Below are 17,493 nucleotides of genomic sequence, written 5' to 3' on the forward strand. Positions count from 1 at the left end.
TGACAAGCACGGGATGACATGCACCAAACACTTCCTACTGCCTACCGCCTACTTCCTACTCAAACCAATGACTATTGACCAATTACTAAATAAGCTTAAAGCACTTCCGCGGGCGTACAAGGTTTACGTCGCGGTACTTGTTGCCGTTGAACTCGTACTGTTCCTGTTGCGCCCGGACACGCCGGGGCTTTACACGCAGCTTCCGCAGCTGTTGCCTATCGTTGCAGCCCTCCCGTTCCTGTTCTTCAAAAACGCCCGCCGCCCCTTCGCGCGGTTCATGAATACATATGGCATCATCGTCTTTACGTTCCTGGCCTTGGATTACCTCACGCGCAGCCATGCCGGGCTTTTCCAGATTGTAACGACATTCATCCCGATGATGCTTTACTGGTTTGCATTGTTCTTCCGCTGGAACGTGAAGCTCTTTAAGCAAAAAGACGCCCGTATCGCACTTGCACTCGCCACAATTTCGTGGGGTTTCGTCGCATTCGCATTCCCGCCTCTGCCGCTTGGCCCGGCGATACTCATCTTGCTTGTGCCGTGGTTCATCATGCTTAACAAGTACAACCGCGAGACAGCAGTCTTTGCCACATTCTGGGCAAGCATGGTCTACAACACCATCAATTACTACTGGATCCGCAATGTGATGAACGTAGAGACAGCCCCTTCGGGACTCATATTCCTCGGTCTCATCCTCCTCATCGCATACCTCAGCTTGTTCAATGTCCTCGCCGCATTTGCTTATTCCACCGCCAAGAATTTAAAGATCAAGGGCAAAGCTTACCTGCTTATCTTCTTCCCCATTTTCTTTGCGGGAATTGAAATAGTGCGCACAACAGGTGACTTCGCGTTCCCGTGGAGCCATCTCGGCTACACATTCGGTAACCACCTCGAACTGATTCAGTCTCTTTCCATCATCGGCGTATTCGGCTACACAATCCTGATTGTCGCCTCGAACCAAGCTGTCGCTTACGCATTCTTGCAGAAAGGCCGCAAAAAAATTGCGATCTTCGCCATTCCTTTCGTGATTTTCCTGACTCTTTTGATTCACGGATTTTGCATACTTTCAGCACCAGAAGCAGCCCCGTACTATAACGCCAACGCTCCTGAAAATCCGTCAATCGCCATGGTGCAGCCAAGCATTACGCAAGGCGTCAAGTGGAGCAAAACCCGCTTTGATTCCATAATCACCAAAACGTTTAACATGGCGCTGGACAGCGCTCAACCAGGCACCAACATAATCCTCCTCGCTGAGACCGCAATCCCAGACCACATCCGTAGGCAGCCGATCATTCTCAGACGTTTGCACCAAATGGCAGACATGAGAAACGCAAGCATCCTGACCGGAGCGCTGGACTACAAGCGTATTTCAAACGACATGAACAACCCGCGTCGCTTCGAGATCTACAACGCATCATTCCTGTTTACGCCAGGCGACAATGATTTTCCCAAGCGATACATCAAAAAACATCTCGTTCCTTTTAGCGAACGCATTCCTTTCGATGACGTTTTCCCCATTTTAAACTATGTCGATCTTGGCGAAGGCGACTTCGTTCCCGGAAAGGAAACTCCTGTTTACGGCCCATACAACTGGACTCCTTACATCTGCTACGACGCGATTTTCGGAGATCTCATCCGGGAAGCAATCCAGGCCGGTTCCCGCCTGATGGTAAACATCACGAACGACGGTTGGTTCGGCCGCAGCACAGCGCCTTTCCAGCACCTGAACATCGTACGCCACCTCGCCGTAACTTACGGCTACCCGGTCGCTCGCCTTGCAAACAGTGGCGTCTCTGCATTCATCGACCAGTACGGCCATTATGACCAGAACACAGGCATCTTTGAAACTCGAGTCATACAAAGAAAAATGCCCCTCAAGACGAGGAGCACCATCTACACATCTGTCGGTGAATTCTTTGAAAAGTTCTTGCTCTGGTTCTTTGCGATTTACCTTGTAGCACTGTTTGCGCTTGGAAAGTTGAAAAAAATCAAGAAGTGATTAGTGAAGTAGTCGGTAGGAAGTAGGAAGTTTTTATAATCGCGGCGAAGCCGCCTAGCTATTACTGTCAACTGCCTACAAACCACAGTCTACTTGCTTAAAGCAACAGCATCGGTGGCCAGTGGCCTGCTTTGGGGCGTTCCCTAAATTCAGCTTTGGGCAAAAACTCCTTGAGTTTCAGCGTCCATTCCGGCTGAACCGTCGCATCCAGTCGTCCATAAAGCACCTGAATATTCTCACTGTTCGGGATTACAGATTCTACGCGATGCGACGCCAAGTACATTAGTCCCTTAGCTAGAGATTCCGCATCATACTTTTTGGCTTCATTGAACCAGTCGTCCTGCCAGTCGCCAAAATCATCTTCAAACAGTTCCATGAACGCTTTGAGCGCAGGTTCAGTAGTGGTTTCCAGCTGGTGAGCCATAAAATGCAAGTTCGGCACAGTCCAGTTACCGATTTCATCACAAAAATCTGCATAAGGCGAAAGCAATATCCACTTTTGCCCCTTTTGAGGCCCTTCCGTAGAGCACATCAGCGATAATGCACCGAGTCCCCAGGCCACAACCGTTGAGCATTTCTTGAAATCAGGAATATTCTCCGGCTTTTCCAGAAAATCCGCCATCAAGCTATAAGCCACATAATTATGGTTTGCTGAAGGAGCGACGTCCATCAGATCATCCTCCCAAACACCCAAATTTGAAGCCCAATCTGGCAGCCAGATCCATTTTTCGCTCATTTTCAACCTCACTTTAAGTGAAGAATCTACCTAACACTCTCCAAACTACATAATTGTTAACAAATTTCCCAATATCAACGAAACTTTTTTAACAAACGTAGCTCTAATGGTATATATATCCAATTTTCCCTTTGATAGCAACTCTTAAAAAAAGTATTTTACAATTCGTATTATTTGTTTACTTTCGAAGGCAAAACATTGTATATTATCTGTATAAAAAATGTAGGAAACTCTTTAAAAAGAGATTTTGTAATATGAGACACTTGATTCCATCTCTCTGCTTAGCACTTCTTCTGGCCGAAACAGCCTGTTCCGCACCGCACGCTGTAAAGCGCGGCGATTCTGATGCACGTCAAAAGAACGCGGCTACACGTCAAAGAGCAGAAAGTGCCTACGACGAATTAAACGGCTATGGTTCCACAGCCGGAAGTAGCACCAAATCTGGGATCAACACAGCATCCAAGAAGGTCGCAGCAACGGCTGCGGCAGCCGAAACGTATATCAACCAGGATGCCGTACAAGGTGCATCCCAGCCCGTCATCATGGTTTCTCCAGTCTTAACCATGAAGGATGGCGTTCCGGACATGTCCGCTGAAAGCCCGTACTCCCGCACAACAGCAGAAGCCATCAACGGGTTCCTCACCAAGAAGAACTACGAGGTCAAGTCCATCGACGGCCAGTCCGAATTGAGCAGCATCCTCCAGATGCAAAGCGACATCGCCAATACCGAAGACGACTTGTCTTACCTTGCAAGCGTCGCTCTTGATGCCGACATCTATATCAAGTACGCTCCAGAAGTTACAAACGAAGAAGTTTCCGTTGAAGTTTCTGCATACGAGACCTCGACCGCCCGTCTCCTCGGTTCACAGTCCGCTGTCGTTCGCAACAATGGACACACTTCCAAGATCAACATCAATTCAAACATCGGCGCAGCGGTCCGCAAGGCAATGCCAGGACTGGAACAAAAGATCCTCAACTACTGGAAAATGGATCTTGCCAAGGGCACCCAGTATAAAGTTGTAGCAAATATCAAAGGCGAATACTCCGACAGCCAGACCGAAGATTTGCACGATGCCATCATGAAGGGCCTCAAAGGAAACTTTAGTTCCGTGAAGGTCAATGTCATGACTGCAAAGACACTGGACTTTGTCATCTATGCCAATCCCATAAAGTACAGGGATTCCCAGGAAGTTTACTCGAAGATCAGACAGATTTTCAAGCCAATCGCCGAGACAAAGAAAATCAACATCACACGTAAGCTGATTTTGATGGAGCTGAATTAGCAATGAATATAAAATCCCTTATCCTTTGCGCTTGCCTCGCTATAGTTCCAGCAATGGCAGGGAAAATCGTCACCTATACGGCAACGTCGAAAGTTTCACAAGAAGAAGCGAACAACGCGGCTATTGCAGGTGTTGCAAAACAAGTTAAATCCCAGGTTTCAGCAACACAGACGCAAACCAAGTACGAAGACATCACCAACGGGAAAAGTGTTCTTGGTGAAACTTACCGCGCAAAGAACAACGTGAAAAGCAATGTCGTTCTCAAGGGCGTCAAAGTCACTCCGGTCAAAGCCGATAAGGGATTCAAGGCAACTGCGACTCTTGATATGGACGAGTTCACAGCAAGCCTCCAATTCCGTTTGAAAACGCTACAGCAAGAAATTGCAAAGCTCGAAAAATCTGCAAGAAAAGCAATCGATACACGCGTTTACGTCAATGCGGCCAACGACCTTGAAACCGCAGAAGACAAAGTCAACGAATACAACTTCTACTTACTGCAGCTTGCCGATGTCTATCCGCTCAATGATAGCCACCGCTTACAGCACGGTCTCCCGGAAATCGAGAAAGTCCTCATCGAAAAGCTCTCTAGCCTAACAATCACGACTACAACTGAACCCAATTTTGAATTGACTCGTGCAGAAATGCCGTCCTGGAATGTGATTGTCAAGGATTCCATCGGCCCTGTACCTAGCTTCCCGTTAGTTGCCCGCCAGAGCAAGACTCTCTCTGAACGCCGCACACAGAAAAACGGCATTGCAACATTCAAGCTCCGCAACGTGAATTACGAAAAAGGTCCCTATGTAATCACCGTGGAACCCAATCTTCCTTTAGAGCTTCTGAAAAAAACAGGATTGAGGAACGCTCTTGAAGTTCCATACCGCGTGAAGCTTTCTCGTTGTGAAATCAAGCTTGAATGCGACATGATTGCAAACACTTGCAACGCTCTCGAAAATGCACTTTCCAAGAAGTCCATATTCGTCACCTCCGATGAAGAAGCAAACGTCCCGGAACTCAGCGTTGAAATTGACAACACATTCAGAGGCAGGCTCGGATTCATTTCATCTTTCGATTTCTCCATAGCCATCAAAGGTGACAAGGTAAACTTCTTCACGACTTCCAAAGGAGTCGGCAAGACTGAAGTCGACGCCACAATTAGCGCGATCAAGAAAACGGACTTTAGCCCGCTCCAGAAACAGCTGTTGCCGCTCTGTAAGAATTAGTTGGCAGAACTTCGGGCCTAATTGTTTTTATCTTTACAAAGCCGCTGGTTAGCGGCTTTTTTCTATGAGAAAAAGAGTTTTATCAATACTGTTCATTCTGTTGCTCGCAATCCCAGTTGCGGCAGGTTTTCGCGTAAACAAGGCGGGACTCCCGAAGCGCCCGCAGAACAGTTACGTTTACGATGAAGATCGTTTGATTTCAAAACAAGAAATTCAGTTCATCAACGCACTTTCTGAAGAACTTTACAAGAAAGCAGGCTTTGGGCTTGCTGTAGCGCTTATCCATGACATCGGTTTTGCGGACTTTAGAGATTATGCCTTGAACATAGCCGAAAGCTGGGGCGTTGGCGGCAAGACGAACGAAGGCGTCCTGATTTTTGCGGCGATGAAGCAGCACAAGCGCAGTGTCGAAGTCGGCTATGGCGCCGAAGGCTACTTGCCCGATGTGCTTGTGGAACGGCTCCAGCAAAAGACGATTGTGCCAGCATTCAGAGTTGAAAAGTACGGTCAAGGCGTCATGCTATTGGCTTGGGAAATCGCTCAAGTTGTCGCTAAAGAAAAAGGCATTACGATCGAGGTCAACACAGACCAGCTTCCGCAAGAAGAAGAAAGCAGTCCGTTCGGACTCGCACTCATTATTTTCGTGATTCTGTTCCTGCTCGTTTCGAAGAACGGCGGCGGACGCGGAAACGGATGCCTCTGGTTCTTGCTCGGAAACGCCCTTAGCAATAGCAGTCGTGGCCACCACCGTGGCGGTTTCGGCGGAGGATTCGGGGGATTTGGCGGAGGCGGCTTTGGAGGCGGTTTCGGCGGTGGATTTGGTGGAGGCCACTTTGGCGGTGGCGGCTCCGGCGGAAGCTGGTAATTTAGAGGTACCCTATGAGAAAGATTTTAAGTGTTGCAGAATTTCAAAATTCGGAATGGCCGAAGCTCTTTGAAGAAGCGTTCGGCGACAATCTCGTATCGGCATTCATTCACGGCAACTGCCTGATGGAAGGATTCTCCTCGCTGGAATCCACGTGGACCGTCAGCTTCATTCTAAAGTCCAATTCCATCGAGGACTTGCTTCCGTTACAAAAGCTCACGGCAAAGGCAAAGCGCGAGAACATCGAGTTCAACCATATATTCTCACGTTTTGAAATCAAGTCGTCGCAAGATGTGTTCCCGCTGGAATTTTTGCATATCAAAAGCCGAAATGTAACGATTTGTGGCGAAACACCGCTTGCAAAGTTCAGTCCAAATCTTGCGGAACTGCGTATGGAATGTGAACGCGAACTGCGCGGGTTGCTCGTGCATTTGCGCCAATTTTTTCTTTACCTCAAGGAATACCGCAATCCGCACGAGATTTACGTACGTTCAACAATAACGCTCCTTCCCTTGCTTTACGGGGTCTATTACCTTGCAACAGGCAATTATCCCGAAAATCACGAACAAGTTTACGAGATGTTCCCAGGAGTTCGCATTCCTAACATGACCAAGGACAATGATGTAATTGTGGAAAACATTAACAAGTACATCGAAGCCGTGACGACTATCGTGAATCAAGTCGATGCGATGAAAGTTTAAAACATTCACCTAACCGTCAATTATTTTTTCGGCAGCTCATACCAATAATCTAGTACGACATCTCCGTTTTTAAGCCACCAATCCCAAGCTTCATTTCTATTAGCAGGTTGGGTTTGCTCTTTTGTTTTTTCGTCAGACTTTTCGCTAGCTCTATATACGATCGCGACTGGCTTCCCGACTTCATCCCACTTTTTCCAGCCGGTTAGATGTACATCCATTTTACAAGAATCATTTCTTCTCAGCAATCCGTTTTTATCCCACTCCTTCCAAGCGCCATCCGGTTTGCCCGATTTATAAGCGCCTTCAAAACCCAACTGGCCATCGGCATACCAGACTTTCCACACACCATCCTTTTTGTGAGACTTGTAATTCCCTTCAAACACCAGTTTTCCATTGCTATACCATCCCCTCCACACGCCCTCACCTTGACCCGCTTTATAGGACTTTTCCACTTTCAGCAATCCATTTTCATATCGAGTTTTCCATATGCCGTCTTTACGGTCAGATACAAAATTTCCCTCATTTTTCAATTGACCATTTTCGTACCATTCTTTCCAAATACCGACCTTGTCTCCTGATTCATAAGTTCCTTCTTCTTTCAATTGCCCATTTGCATGCCATTCTCTCCAAATACCGACCTTGCCCCCTGATTCATAATTTCCTTCTTTCAATTGCCCATTTGCATGCCAAAATTTCCAGACTCCGACACGATTATTCGACTTGTATTTTCCCATTCTCTTCAATTGACCATTCTCATGCCACTCTTTCATAACACCATCAAGGTGACCAGATTTGTAATTCGATTCTTCCTTCAATTGACCATTTGCATACCATTCTTTCCAGACACCTATTTCTTCTCCTAATCTGTATATTCTTTTTTCCCTCAGCTGGCCATTCTCATACCACATCTTCCAAGCGCCATCAATCCCACTCGGTTTATAACAAATTTCTTCTTTCAGCTGACCATTGGCGAACCACTTTCTCCAGACACCTATTTCTTTACTGGACTTGTATCTTCCCATTTCCTTCAGTTGACCATTCTCATACCAAGTTTTTCCCAAGCCGTCTTCTGCTCCGGCTTTGTAATGTTTTTTCTCCTTTATTTGCCCGTTCTTATACCAAACCTTGCTATTGCCATCAAGCTTACCTGATTTATAATAAGATTCTCTTTCTAGCTGTCCATTCTCATACCACTCTTTCCAAACACTGACCTCATTTCCTGATTCATAAGTACTTTCTCTTTTCAATTGTCCGTTTTCATGCCAAAATTTCCATGTACCATCTGCTTCACCCGATTTATAATAAAGTTCCTCCTCTATTTGACCATTCTCATACCATGTTTTCCACAAGCCGTCTTTTACTCCGGCTTTGTAACGCTTTTCCTCCTTTATTTGCCCGTTTTCGTACCAAACTTTCCAGACACCATCATACTTACCCGATTTATAATAAGATTCTCTTTCTAGCTGTCCATTCTCATACCACTCTTTTCCCGAACCATCTCCGACAAGATCTTGTTCGACTTCTCCCGTCTCAGTAAAATGCATTATACCACTTAAGGATCTTTTTAGTAAAAGATGAAGAACTCCATGTAACGGACGATTTCTTTTCGGCAAGAGCCAAAGACTATCCCTGCCTTCAGAGAAAATTTCTTCCCGTTCAGGATTACCATTTAGATACCAGCTTTTATAGGCAAAGATTTTTCCTTTCCTGTAATCGATCAACTCTTTTTGTTGACCGTTTTCGTACCAAGTTCGCCAGATGCCGTCTTTCTTTTCGGAATTATAAGCGCCTTCCGTTGCCTGCTGTCCATTTGCGAACCATTCTTTCCAGACATAGCTTAGCGTATCGGCATCATAATACTTTTCCGATTCCAGCAGTCCCGCATCGTTCCATCTTTTCCAGGCGCCCTCTTTTTTGCCTGCTTTATATGCGCCTTCAAATTCCAGCACTCCATTTGCATACCAGTTTTTCCAGACACCTTCTCGCTTATCATCTTTATATAGCCCCTCTTCCTTCTTCGTCCCGTTCAGATACCAGAAGGTGTATTCCCCTTCTTTTACAAAAAGTCCCGTATCTTCTATTTTACGGTATGTTGTTCTAGATTTCAACTTGCCTTTGCTGTAATATTCTTCGCGTTTTTCAAAACCGTCGTTGCAGGCGGCAAGGAAGAATGCAACAACAACAATTACAATGGGGAAACAGATTCTGGATTTCATTGCGGAGGAAGACCGTGGTTGCAACATTGACGCTTCGTTCAAGATGACACTTCTAAAATAATTTACAACTTCTGCTCCCGATTGATTACTAGCAATCGGTTAAATCATCGTAAAAAAAAAGAATTTCCCGGGCGGGGCCGGGAATAATAAAATTTTTGATTTTACAGAATAAACTCTTTCGTCTCTCGTCTGTAGCGAGCAGAGCGAGCGTTCTTTCGTCTAAATCAATCTGTTGTTTTGCGGTAGGCTTTGGGCGAGACTCCGACGAGGCGCTTGAAGAACTTGCCAAAGAACGAGACGTCCGGGAAGTTCAGAATCTTGGAGACCTTCTGGATGTCCCTAGAAGACGAGCGCAACAGCACCTTTGCATCGAGTGCGATATGTTCGTCAATCCAGCGCTTGGCATTCTTGCCCGTCTGCTCTTCGGCAACAGCAGAGAGGTACTTCGGCGTAATGCCAAGTTCATCGGCATAATACTTCACGGAATGCTGTTCGCGATGCTTTTCGACGACGAGATCAATGAACTGCGCGAATAGCACCTGGCCACGGCTCTTGACCACATCCGTTGTAAGCGGTTCCTCGACAAAGCCGATACATTCATACAAGAGGCCAATCAGATGATTCTTGAGGACTTGCAAGCGGCATGAATTGTTTTCAGTCGTTTCAAACTTTTTCTTCAGGAATTCGAAGCTTGTATTCAGGCGATCGAACTCATCCTTATCCAGTTGCTGAAGCGGATTTTCCCGGAACCTTAAAATCAAGCGCGTATTGTCGTCAAAACGAATGATCAGTTCATCAATCATATTCTTGGAGCAAGCGATACAGATTGGATCAAAATCTTCTGACGCTTTCTTGGCCCGCAAGACCTGCTCTGGGAAAACGACAAACAAGGCTCCCGCCTCAAGATGATAGGTCTTAAGGTCTAGTTCAACGTCCACAGATCCTCGTTTCACCAAGAGGAGCACTGCCGCCTGTACTTTTACATAATTTTCAAGTCCGAATTCCTTGAGATTGCTAAACATGGCAATCTTGTCAGGCAACACATTTACTTGCTGTAAATAATTCAATATCGAAAAATCCGCCGTGCGGATATTCGCATTTTTATGAAAAGGAATGTCATTCATTATATGAACATCATAGAAAAAAGTAGAATGAATGTCAATTATTAAAAAAGGACTAATAACTCCATTAAAATAGTTTATAGCTGAAGTACATGGTGTACGCAAAGACGCCTCGGCTCATGGGTTCAAAGAACTCAGAGGAATATGCTGCAATCTTTGCATAAGTATCCAGGCGGCCTCCTACTGAAAAGACATCCGTCAGATCATACTCAACCGAGGTGTAATTCATCAGCAACATATCCCAGCCATCAGCGCCATAGTGCGGAAGCGAACCAGGAATCGTATGCAGGACATCGATAATCATTTTATTTTTCAAACGGAATTTTTTGCCGACCTGCACTTCAACACCTAAAACATATTTTGCACCCATGTTGTACTGGTAATTGTCCATATCGGACTCATATTCTGGATGTACAGCCTGGATCAAGTCATCATAGCCCATGTCCGTCGTTCCAAGCAATATAAAATAAATCTGGTGGTACATGCGGAAGCGGAGCGATGGCAAAAGCCAGAGCGAAAAATCGATACCCGTTCCGATAGAAATTGTGCCGACCGTTGCGAAGTCGCCATAGAATGTACAATAGTCGAGATAAGTTGCAAAGTCCACCCAGTGTCCACGACCATGAACCCCCACGTTTGTAAGTTTTCCAGTCACATCAAGCTGGAAAAGCGTACCATCGGGACCTACTTCGCCCATAGCAAATAAAGTAAAATAATCAAAAGGACGTTTGACCTTCCTGAATGGTTTGCCATATTCAATTTCGCCACCATACATGATATGCTTATCATCCCAGCGCTGGTCCAGATCATCCTCATTGCGGCCACCAAACCTGTAGATATTTCCAAAACGGGAACCAGCTCCTAAGAATAAGGACAAGTCCATCGGAGTGTTTCCTGTAATGCCATCGCGATTTCCAAACACCTTTCTTTGCAGATAAGCGGCATGGGCAAGTCCAAACGCACCGACTTGCTTATACCAGGAAGATTCGTCAACCCCATAAAATTTTCGCGAAAGCCTGTAAAGGACTTCGCCATAAACGGCTCCGCCAATAGATGTCGCTATAAGATCGTTCGGAGCCGGATATTCCGTTTCAGCAAACATTTCCCACGTGTAACTGCCAATTGCAGAAAACAGAAGACTTGCATAGAATCCATACCCTGCACCGCGAGCAAAGTTGTAATAAGTCGCTCCCTGATAAGGATGACCATAGAAATTGATGGCCCAATGATTGTGATCCCATTCCCACCCTTCCTTAAAATTGCGCTTCCAGAAACTCGGGCCAGTACGTGCATAATCCTTATCAAGGACATAGCGGTCCCAAGCCCACACAAACACGTTAAATCCCAAAATTTCGCTCAAGACAATAAACGGAGACAGCTCCTTGGGCTTGTTCAACGCCTCCACATCAAGAGTATCCTCAAATGTCGTATTTGTAATGGAATACTCGACATTGATGGAATCTTCGGATAATTTCTGAGATTGAACCGAAAACAAGGGTATAACGCCCAGCGGAATAGGGTTCGTCACATCAGGGACCATGCCTTTGGAAATATCTTCACCAAATACACTTACCGACAAAAATAAAAGTAATGGCAATAATTTTCGATACAACATATCACACTCTTTGCCGTAAAAGGTAGAACTTTGAGACAAAAATTTAAAGAGGAGTCTCGACAACTCCTCCAATTAAGAGATTGAATGACAAATATTTAAGATAAAAGGTTACTTCGTCTTGAGCAAGTTATCGAAGTAGACGATTGTCTTTTCGAGTCCCTGGCGGAGTGGAATTGTCGGTTCCCATTTGAGGGCGCTTTTCGCAAGCGTGATGTCCGGACGGCGCATCTTGGGGTCGTCACCCGGGAGCGGCTTGTAGACAATCTTGCTCTTGGAACCCGTGAGTTCAAGCACTTCCTTCGCAAGTTCGAGCATCGTGAATTCGCCAGGATTTCCGATGTTGACAGGTCCAATAATCTTGTCCTGGTTCATCATGCGGACAAAGCCTTCGATGAGGTCGTCCACGTAGCAGAAGCTGCGGGTCTGGCTGCCATCACCGTAGATGGTAATGTCTTCGCCATTGAGCGCCTGGACGATGAAGTTCGAAACGACGCGGCCATCGTTCGGGAGCATGCGCGGGCCGTACGTATTGAAAATGCGGACGATGCGGATATCAACCTTGTTCTGGCGGTGGTAATCCATGAAGAGCGTTTCGGCGACGCGCTTGCCTTCGTCATAGCAGCTGCGGATGCCGATGGGGTTCACGTTTCCCCAGTAGTCTTCGGTCTGCGGATGCACAGCCGGGTCGCCGTAGACTTCACTTGTTGAAGCCTGCAAGATGCGGGCCTTGACGCGCTTTGCAAGGCCGAGCATGTTGATTGCGCCCATGACGCTTGTCTTGATGGTCTTTACCGGGTTGAACTGGTAATGGATCGGGCTTGCCGGGCAGGCCAGGTTGAAAATGCGGTCCACTTCCAGAAGAATCGGCTCAGTCACATCGTGACGGATAAGTTCGAAATTGCGATTGTCGCGCAGGTGGGCAACGTTAGCCATACGGCCTGTGAAGTAATTGTCCAGGCAAATGACTTCGTGACCGTCATTCAAAAGTCTTTCGCAAAGGTGACTTCCTAAGAATCCAGCACCACCAGTAACTAAACAACGCATAAAAACTCCCATAAAGCGTCTGTATAGTGGAAATATAGTAAAGGAGCGACTTTGCCGCAGTTAGAAGTTAGAGCTTAGTAGACTTATAAATAGGAGATGCCCGATCAAGTCGGGCATGACAATTCAGCATCAAGCTTAACAGCTAGATGGCGGAGCAATGCCCGCCATGACAATATTCGAATTAAATTCTCATCGAAATGTCGAGGGCCTTGACGCTGTGCGTGAGAGCACCGACAGAGATGAAGTCGAGACCGAGCATCGCAATCTGCTTCGCACGTTCGAGCGTCATGTTGCCAGAACCTTCTACAAGGCACTTGTCGCCGCTTTCCTTGATGATCTTCAAAGCCTCGGCCATCATTTCGTTGCTCATGTTGTCGAGCATGATGACATCGACACCCTTGTTGAGGAGCGCGCGGAGCTGGTCGAAGTTTTCGACTTCCATTTCGACCATCAAGCCCTGCTTGTTGTTCTTCTTGACGACTTCAAGAGCTTCGAGCACGCCACCAGCAGCAGCAATGTGGTTGTCCTTCACGAGTACCATGTCAAAGAGGCCCATGCGGTGGTTGGAACCGCCACCGACGCGAACGGCGTACTTCTGCAACGTGCGGAATCCCGGAATCGTCTTGCGGGTATCGAGCACCTTCGTCTTGCCGCCCTTCAAGGCTTCCTGGAACGTGTGCGCAACAGTTGCCACACCGGAGAGCTGCTGGATAAAGTTCAGGAGCGTACGTTCGCCCGTCAAAAGTTCGTGCGTTGTTCCGTCGAGTTCTGCAATCAGGTCACCCTTCTTCACGACGTCACCATCTTTCTTGTGGAGCGTCACCTTGGCGTTTGCCTTGAGTTCCTGGAACACGAGTTCGATAATCGGGAGGCCGGCGAGCACACCATCTTCTTTTGCAATGAGGCGGGCATGCTGTTTCTGGTCTGCTGGGATGGTCCATTCGCTGGTCACATCGCCCGTGCGAACGTCTTCCGCCAAAGCGAGGCGGATCATGGTCAAAGCATCTTCGGTTGGGAATACTGGAGTAGAATTATCGCCGTACATAGGTAGATTATAAGTTATAGGTTTTAGGTTTTAGAAAGTTGGAAGTAAGAGGAATTAGTTTGTGGCTCGCCATTCGTTATTAAACCATTGGCGTTGAGTAAGCCAATACTCAGCAGCTTCAGCAGCATGCTTCTTAAAATTTTTCAGACTCAAGTCTGTTGAATAAATTCTATCAATAGAATATTTTTCCGAAAAAACATACATTCCATGCCATCCATTTGTAGGATGTTCAGTACTACCTCCATTCACCATATTCACAAATTTTTTGTTTTTTAAAAAATCTCCATCAAGAACTATAATAGAACTCCAAAAAAAGGATTGCATTGCAGCAATAGACGGTTCTCTATCTCGTGTTACACGATCTCGAATACTAGTCTTGCTTTGAATACATCCATAACAATATTTTTTCCCATTTTTCTTATTTGTTACAACCGCATACAAATCAAAAATAGCAGCATTGATCTGTTCCTTTAGCCAACTAATATCTCGCGGTTCATTTCCAAGAATTCCATCTTGAATCATTGTATTCAAGTCACGCTGTAGGACTATTTCAATTCCAGAATCAGATAACTCTAAATTTCCTAAATACTTTATTACCTCTTCAAATGCATGACCACTTGATTTTTTCCAACTTTGATCAGCACTAATAACCTTTTCTATTACCTCTGTATCATCAATACCGCTTTTCCGATGAACATGTGTTGCATAAATAATTTTCCACAATGTAGCAGGCTCTTCATCCGGATATCTTCTTATAACTTCAACAATAGCTCTTTTGATGGCTTCCTTTTGAGCAGCAGTTTCAGCATTGCTCTTTTGACTTTCCGTCACCCGTTTTTGATTTTTTTCTGTAAAATACTGATATTCCTCTTGGTATGTTACATTATAAATATGGCGGCAAAATTCAATAATCTCGGTTTTCATAAGTTTTCCTCAAAAATTTTTCTTATTTCAACACCCCATGCATACGCTAAAAGCGGAGGCACGGCATCACCAATCTGCTCATATTTATCTTGCACATCTCTATTAATATGCGGTACGATATAAGGACCGCCACAAAAATCATAGCTATCCGGAAACGACTGCAACCTAGCACACTCTCGCACCGTCAGTGCCCTATCAAAATAAGGATGAACAAATTCATCAAGACAATGACTTGTAACAGTTGGAGCTGGCTCACTAGGATTTAGCCTATAATTTCTTTTGATAAACATTTTTTTGGGAAGGACTCTCTTATTTTGCAATTTTTCTCGTTCCGCTCCCTGATATCTATCAAACAAGTCTTTCAGACTCTCCCCTTGTTTCAACAAGGAAAAGCGTTCCAAAGTACATTCTCGATGCTTCATAGGCATTTGGTAAGTTAGTTTACCCGTATGCAAATTTTGCCTATTCCAAAAGGAATCATCCTGCATCAATTTTGAAAAGTTAGATGAACTTTTCGAATATTTTGAAGCTTCTTCACCACTATTCGGAATTACATTTGGCAATCCAGCCAACGCATTTTTTACATTTTCCACATTTTTTGTCGTCGGCAAAGGAGCTGACAATCTCCAATTTTCATTTCTACTAGCAAGAATGAAAAAACGATTACGTTTTTGAGGAACTCCAAAATCAGTTGCACTTAAAACAATTTCAATAAAGTTCGCATATCCAGCATCTTTTAATTCTTTTTTTAACACAGTTACAATAAGTTCAGCCGAATTTTTCGCAACAGTTTTCGTCGTTATTGCAGGGACATTTTCAAAAAGAATCATTTTTGCATTTGCAATTTTCGCAATACGAATTCCCTCACGGAACAAAAACTGCCTATCATCATAAAAAGATCTGGATGTATTTCCTGCTGTTGAAAATGTCTCACATGGCATTCCCGAAGTAACCAAATCAATACCTTCTTTGGGAATATACGGAAGAATATCCTCAGGTAATACATTTCTAATATCGGAATGAATCACGTGGACTTCAGGATGATTCTTTTTATACGTTTCTACACAACTACCAATATACTCAATGGCAATTTTTGTATCAAAACCAGCCGCATGAAGCCCCGTACAAATACCTCCGGGACCAGCAAAACAATCTATGTGAGTTATTTTTTTCATCAACACAAATATAAATTACTTAAATGTCAAAAAATAACAAAAAAAGTTACGCGATTTAAATTCTAGCACTTGTTACCAAACACCCTCATCACTGCGCACCCTTGCCAGTTAGCACAACATAAACTGTTCGTACAAGAATCTGGAAGTCCAAGAGCAGGCTCATGTTCTCGTAGTAATACATATCGTACTGGAGCTTGATCTGCACATCTTCGATGCTCGTATCATAATGGTGGCAAACCTGAGCCCAGCCAGTGAGGCCCGGTTTCATCTTGAGGCGGCTGATGTAGAACGGGATCTGTTCACGGAGCTTGCCGATAAACACGGCGCGTTCCGGACGCGGGCCCACCATGCTCATGTCGCCTTTCAAAACACAAAGAATCTGCGGAAGTTCATCAATGCGGGTTTTGCGCAAGAAGCGGCCGATTCGCGTAATGCGCGGGTCCTTCTTGGTCGCCCACTGGGCACCGAACTTTTCAGCATCGGTACGCATTGTGCGGAACTTGTAAACCGTAAACGGCTTGCCGTAAAGGCCAATGCGTTCCTGAGAATAGAAAACAGGGCCATGGTCATCGAGCTTAATCGCAATGGCAGCAAACAAACAGACCGGGAGCGACAAAAGTCCGAGGAACAAGCCAAAAGCAATATCAATAATGCGCTTGACACGCACCTGCCAAGGCGGCATCGTAAACGCAAAAAGTTCCTGCAATTCAAAACCGTAAACAAGGTTTGCCTTGAAGCGTCCATTCACGACGCTATAAAGTTCAGGAACAATATAAATGTGGAGAGGGAGTTCGCAAATCCAGACGAGCACACGCATAATCTCTTGCGGAGACGTACTTTCGTGCGCAATGATAATGCCGCTCACCTTGTACTTCTTGACGAGAGCCGGCAAATCGGAATACTTGCCGAGAATCGGAACTTTCGCAAACTTTTTCGGCAAGACCTGGTAGCGTTCATCGACAAAGCCAACAACGCGCTGACCACGAGCCGGAGTCTTCGCCAAGTCTCGGGCAATCTTTTTACCCGCTTCCGTAGCGCCGAGCACAAGAATGTTGTTTGCCCCATAGCCCTTACGGAGCAAAGCCCGCAAGAAGATATAGATGAGCATACGGAACAGGCCCACAAGCAAAATTGCAAGGCCGCCGTAAATAAAAATCCACGGGAACCGAGATCCATAGAGATAGCCTTCGCTGAGCGGTTGGTTCGTGAAGACCTTCCCCATGAATTCAGCACCGAAAAGACAGACAATAATCAGGACCACACCGATTACGACGGCACGGAGGACTCGTAAAACCTGGTGCGTCCTTGATAACAATAGCCAGGAACGATACAATCCGGCAAAGGCAAATAGAGTAAGCCAGCCCACATTCAAAACGAGTCCGAACTGCCAATAGCTATCGAATGTCTTGGTCGGGTCAAACTTATCTACAATCCAGCCACTATGGAACTGAACCCAGAACGCCAAGGCGAAACAAATCGACAAAGCGGCAAAATCCGATAGGATTAACAGAATTCGTTCCAAAGTAGTTGCGCGAATCATATACGACCT

14 protein-coding genes are annotated in these 17,493 nt (G+C 45.6%); 5 read left to right on the forward strand and 9 right to left on the reverse strand.

What is annotated here, in order from left to right:
- Positions 1-67: 67 nt before the first annotated feature.
- Positions 68-1,999, forward strand: a complete 1,932-nt coding sequence (lnt, locus tag ACJMM9_RS17915) for an apolipoprotein N-acyltransferase (RefSeq protein WP_405330108.1) — start codon at positions 68-70, stop codon at positions 1,997-1,999.
- A 97-nt stretch (positions 2,000-2,096) separates the two neighbouring features.
- Here lnt and ACJMM9_RS17920 read toward each other — a convergent pair whose 3' ends face one another.
- Positions 2,097-2,669, reverse strand: coding sequence for an alpha/beta fold hydrolase (locus ACJMM9_RS17920; RefSeq protein WP_405330111.1), 573 nt, complete (start codon positions 2,667-2,669; stop codon positions 2,097-2,099).
- Positions 2,670-2,989: 320 nt separating this feature from the next.
- On the opposite strand from ACJMM9_RS17920, the gene ACJMM9_RS17925 reads away from it, so the two are divergent.
- The 4 genes from ACJMM9_RS17925 (at position 2,990) to ACJMM9_RS17940 (ending at position 6,804) form a co-directional block, all read left to right on the forward strand.
- A complete protein-coding gene (locus tag ACJMM9_RS17925) occupies positions 2,990-4,018 on the forward strand; it encodes a hypothetical protein (protein ID WP_405330114.1) in 1,029 nt (342 codons plus the stop codon).
- A 2-nt stretch (positions 4,019-4,020) separates the two neighbouring features.
- Positions 4,021-5,238 (forward strand): hypothetical protein, encoded by a 1,218-nt coding sequence (locus ACJMM9_RS17930; protein ID WP_405330117.1) that lies wholly within the window; start codon positions 4,021-4,023, stop codon positions 5,236-5,238.
- Between the two features lie 64 nt (positions 5,239-5,302).
- Positions 5,303-6,103 (forward strand): TPM domain-containing protein, encoded by an 801-nt coding sequence (locus tag ACJMM9_RS17935; RefSeq protein WP_405330119.1) that lies wholly within the window; start codon positions 5,303-5,305, stop codon positions 6,101-6,103.
- Positions 6,104-6,117: 14 nt separating this feature from the next.
- Positions 6,118-6,804: a hypothetical protein gene (locus ACJMM9_RS17940; RefSeq protein WP_405330122.1), complete on the forward strand. Its 687-nt coding sequence runs from the start codon at positions 6,118-6,120 to the stop codon at positions 6,802-6,804.
- A 20-nt stretch (positions 6,805-6,824) separates the two neighbouring features.
- On the opposite strand, the gene ACJMM9_RS17945 is transcribed toward ACJMM9_RS17940, so the two are convergent.
- The 8 genes from ACJMM9_RS17945 to ACJMM9_RS17980 all read right to left on the reverse strand — a co-directional run bounded on the left by ACJMM9_RS17945 (position 6,825) and on the right by ACJMM9_RS17980 (position 17,484).
- Positions 6,825-9,020, reverse strand: coding sequence for a toxin-antitoxin system YwqK family antitoxin (locus ACJMM9_RS17945; protein WP_405330125.1), 2,196 nt, complete (start codon positions 9,018-9,020; stop codon positions 6,825-6,827).
- A gap of 224 nt (positions 9,021-9,244) precedes the next feature.
- On the reverse strand, positions 9,245-10,144 hold the full coding sequence (locus tag ACJMM9_RS17950; protein WP_173353304.1) for a helix-turn-helix domain-containing protein: 900 nt from the start codon (positions 10,142-10,144) through the stop codon (positions 9,245-9,247).
- A 64-nt stretch (positions 10,145-10,208) separates the two neighbouring features.
- Positions 10,209-11,756, reverse strand: coding sequence for a DUF3943 domain-containing protein (locus tag ACJMM9_RS17955; protein ID WP_405330128.1), 1,548 nt, complete (start codon positions 11,754-11,756; stop codon positions 10,209-10,211).
- A gap of 108 nt (positions 11,757-11,864) precedes the next feature.
- On the reverse strand, positions 11,865-12,800 hold the full coding sequence (locus tag ACJMM9_RS17960) for a UDP-glucuronic acid decarboxylase family protein (protein WP_088639177.1): 936 nt from the start codon (positions 12,798-12,800) through the stop codon (positions 11,865-11,867).
- A gap of 181 nt (positions 12,801-12,981) precedes the next feature.
- On the reverse strand, positions 12,982-13,845 hold the full coding sequence (gene nadC / locus ACJMM9_RS17965; protein ID WP_405330131.1) for a carboxylating nicotinate-nucleotide diphosphorylase: 864 nt from the start codon (positions 13,843-13,845) through the stop codon (positions 12,982-12,984).
- A 54-nt stretch (positions 13,846-13,899) separates the two neighbouring features.
- Complete coding sequence (locus ACJMM9_RS17970; protein WP_405330134.1) at positions 13,900-14,769, reverse strand: BsaWI family type II restriction enzyme; 870 nt, start codon at positions 14,767-14,769, stop codon at positions 13,900-13,902.
- Positions 14,766-15,944, reverse strand: coding sequence for a DNA cytosine methyltransferase (locus ACJMM9_RS17975; RefSeq protein ID WP_405330136.1), 1,179 nt, complete (start codon positions 15,942-15,944; stop codon positions 14,766-14,768). Before ACJMM9_RS17975 ends, ACJMM9_RS17970 begins: the two co-directional genes overlap by 4 nt.
- An 88-nt stretch (positions 15,945-16,032) precedes the next feature.
- Entirely contained in the window at positions 16,033-17,484 is a 1,452-nt protein-coding gene (locus ACJMM9_RS17980; protein WP_405330139.1) for a sugar transferase, read from the reverse strand.
- Positions 17,485-17,493 lie beyond the last annotated feature (9 nt).

Source organism: Fibrobacter sp. (assembly GCF_045112255.1).
Lineage (GTDB): Bacteria > Fibrobacterota > Fibrobacteria > Fibrobacterales > Fibrobacteraceae > Fibrobacter.

Coding starts and splice junctions, on each gene's coding strand:
- lnt (WP_405330108.1), top strand. CDS start 68: ATGACTATTGACCAATTACTAAATAAGCTTAAAGCACTTCCGCGGGCG.
- ACJMM9_RS17920 (WP_405330111.1), bottom strand. CDS start 2,669: ATGGACGTCGCTCCTTCAGCAAACCATAATTATGTGGCTTATAGCTTG.
- ACJMM9_RS17925 (WP_405330114.1), top strand. CDS start 2,990: ATGAGACACTTGATTCCATCTCTCTGCTTAGCACTTCTTCTGGCCGAA.
- ACJMM9_RS17930 (WP_405330117.1), top strand. CDS start 4,021: ATGAATATAAAATCCCTTATCCTTTGCGCTTGCCTCGCTATAGTTCCA.
- ACJMM9_RS17935 (WP_405330119.1), top strand. CDS start 5,303: ATGAGAAAAAGAGTTTTATCAATACTGTTCATTCTGTTGCTCGCAATC.
- ACJMM9_RS17940 (WP_405330122.1), top strand. CDS start 6,118: ATGAGAAAGATTTTAAGTGTTGCAGAATTTCAAAATTCGGAATGGCCG.
- ACJMM9_RS17945 (WP_405330125.1), bottom strand. CDS start 9,020: ATGAAATCCAGAATCTGTTTCCCCATTGTAATTGTTGTTGTTGCATTC.
- ACJMM9_RS17950 (WP_173353304.1), bottom strand. CDS start 10,144: ATGAATGACATTCCTTTTCATAAAAATGCGAATATCCGCACGGCGGAT.
- ACJMM9_RS17955 (WP_405330128.1), bottom strand. CDS start 11,756: ATGTTGTATCGAAAATTATTGCCATTACTTTTATTTTTGTCGGTAAGT.
- ACJMM9_RS17960 (WP_088639177.1), bottom strand. CDS start 12,800: ATGCGTTGTTTAGTTACTGGTGGTGCTGGATTCTTAGGAAGTCACCTT.
- nadC (WP_405330131.1), bottom strand. CDS start 13,845: ATGTACGGCGATAATTCTACTCCAGTATTCCCAACCGAAGATGCTTTG.
- ACJMM9_RS17970 (WP_405330134.1), bottom strand. CDS start 14,769: ATGAAAACCGAGATTATTGAATTTTGCCGCCATATTTATAATGTAACA.
- ACJMM9_RS17975 (WP_405330136.1), bottom strand. CDS start 15,944: ATGAAAAAAATAACTCACATAGATTGTTTTGCTGGTCCCGGAGGTATT.
- ACJMM9_RS17980 (WP_405330139.1), bottom strand. CDS start 17,484: ATGATTCGCGCAACTACTTTGGAACGAATTCTGTTAATCCTATCGGAT.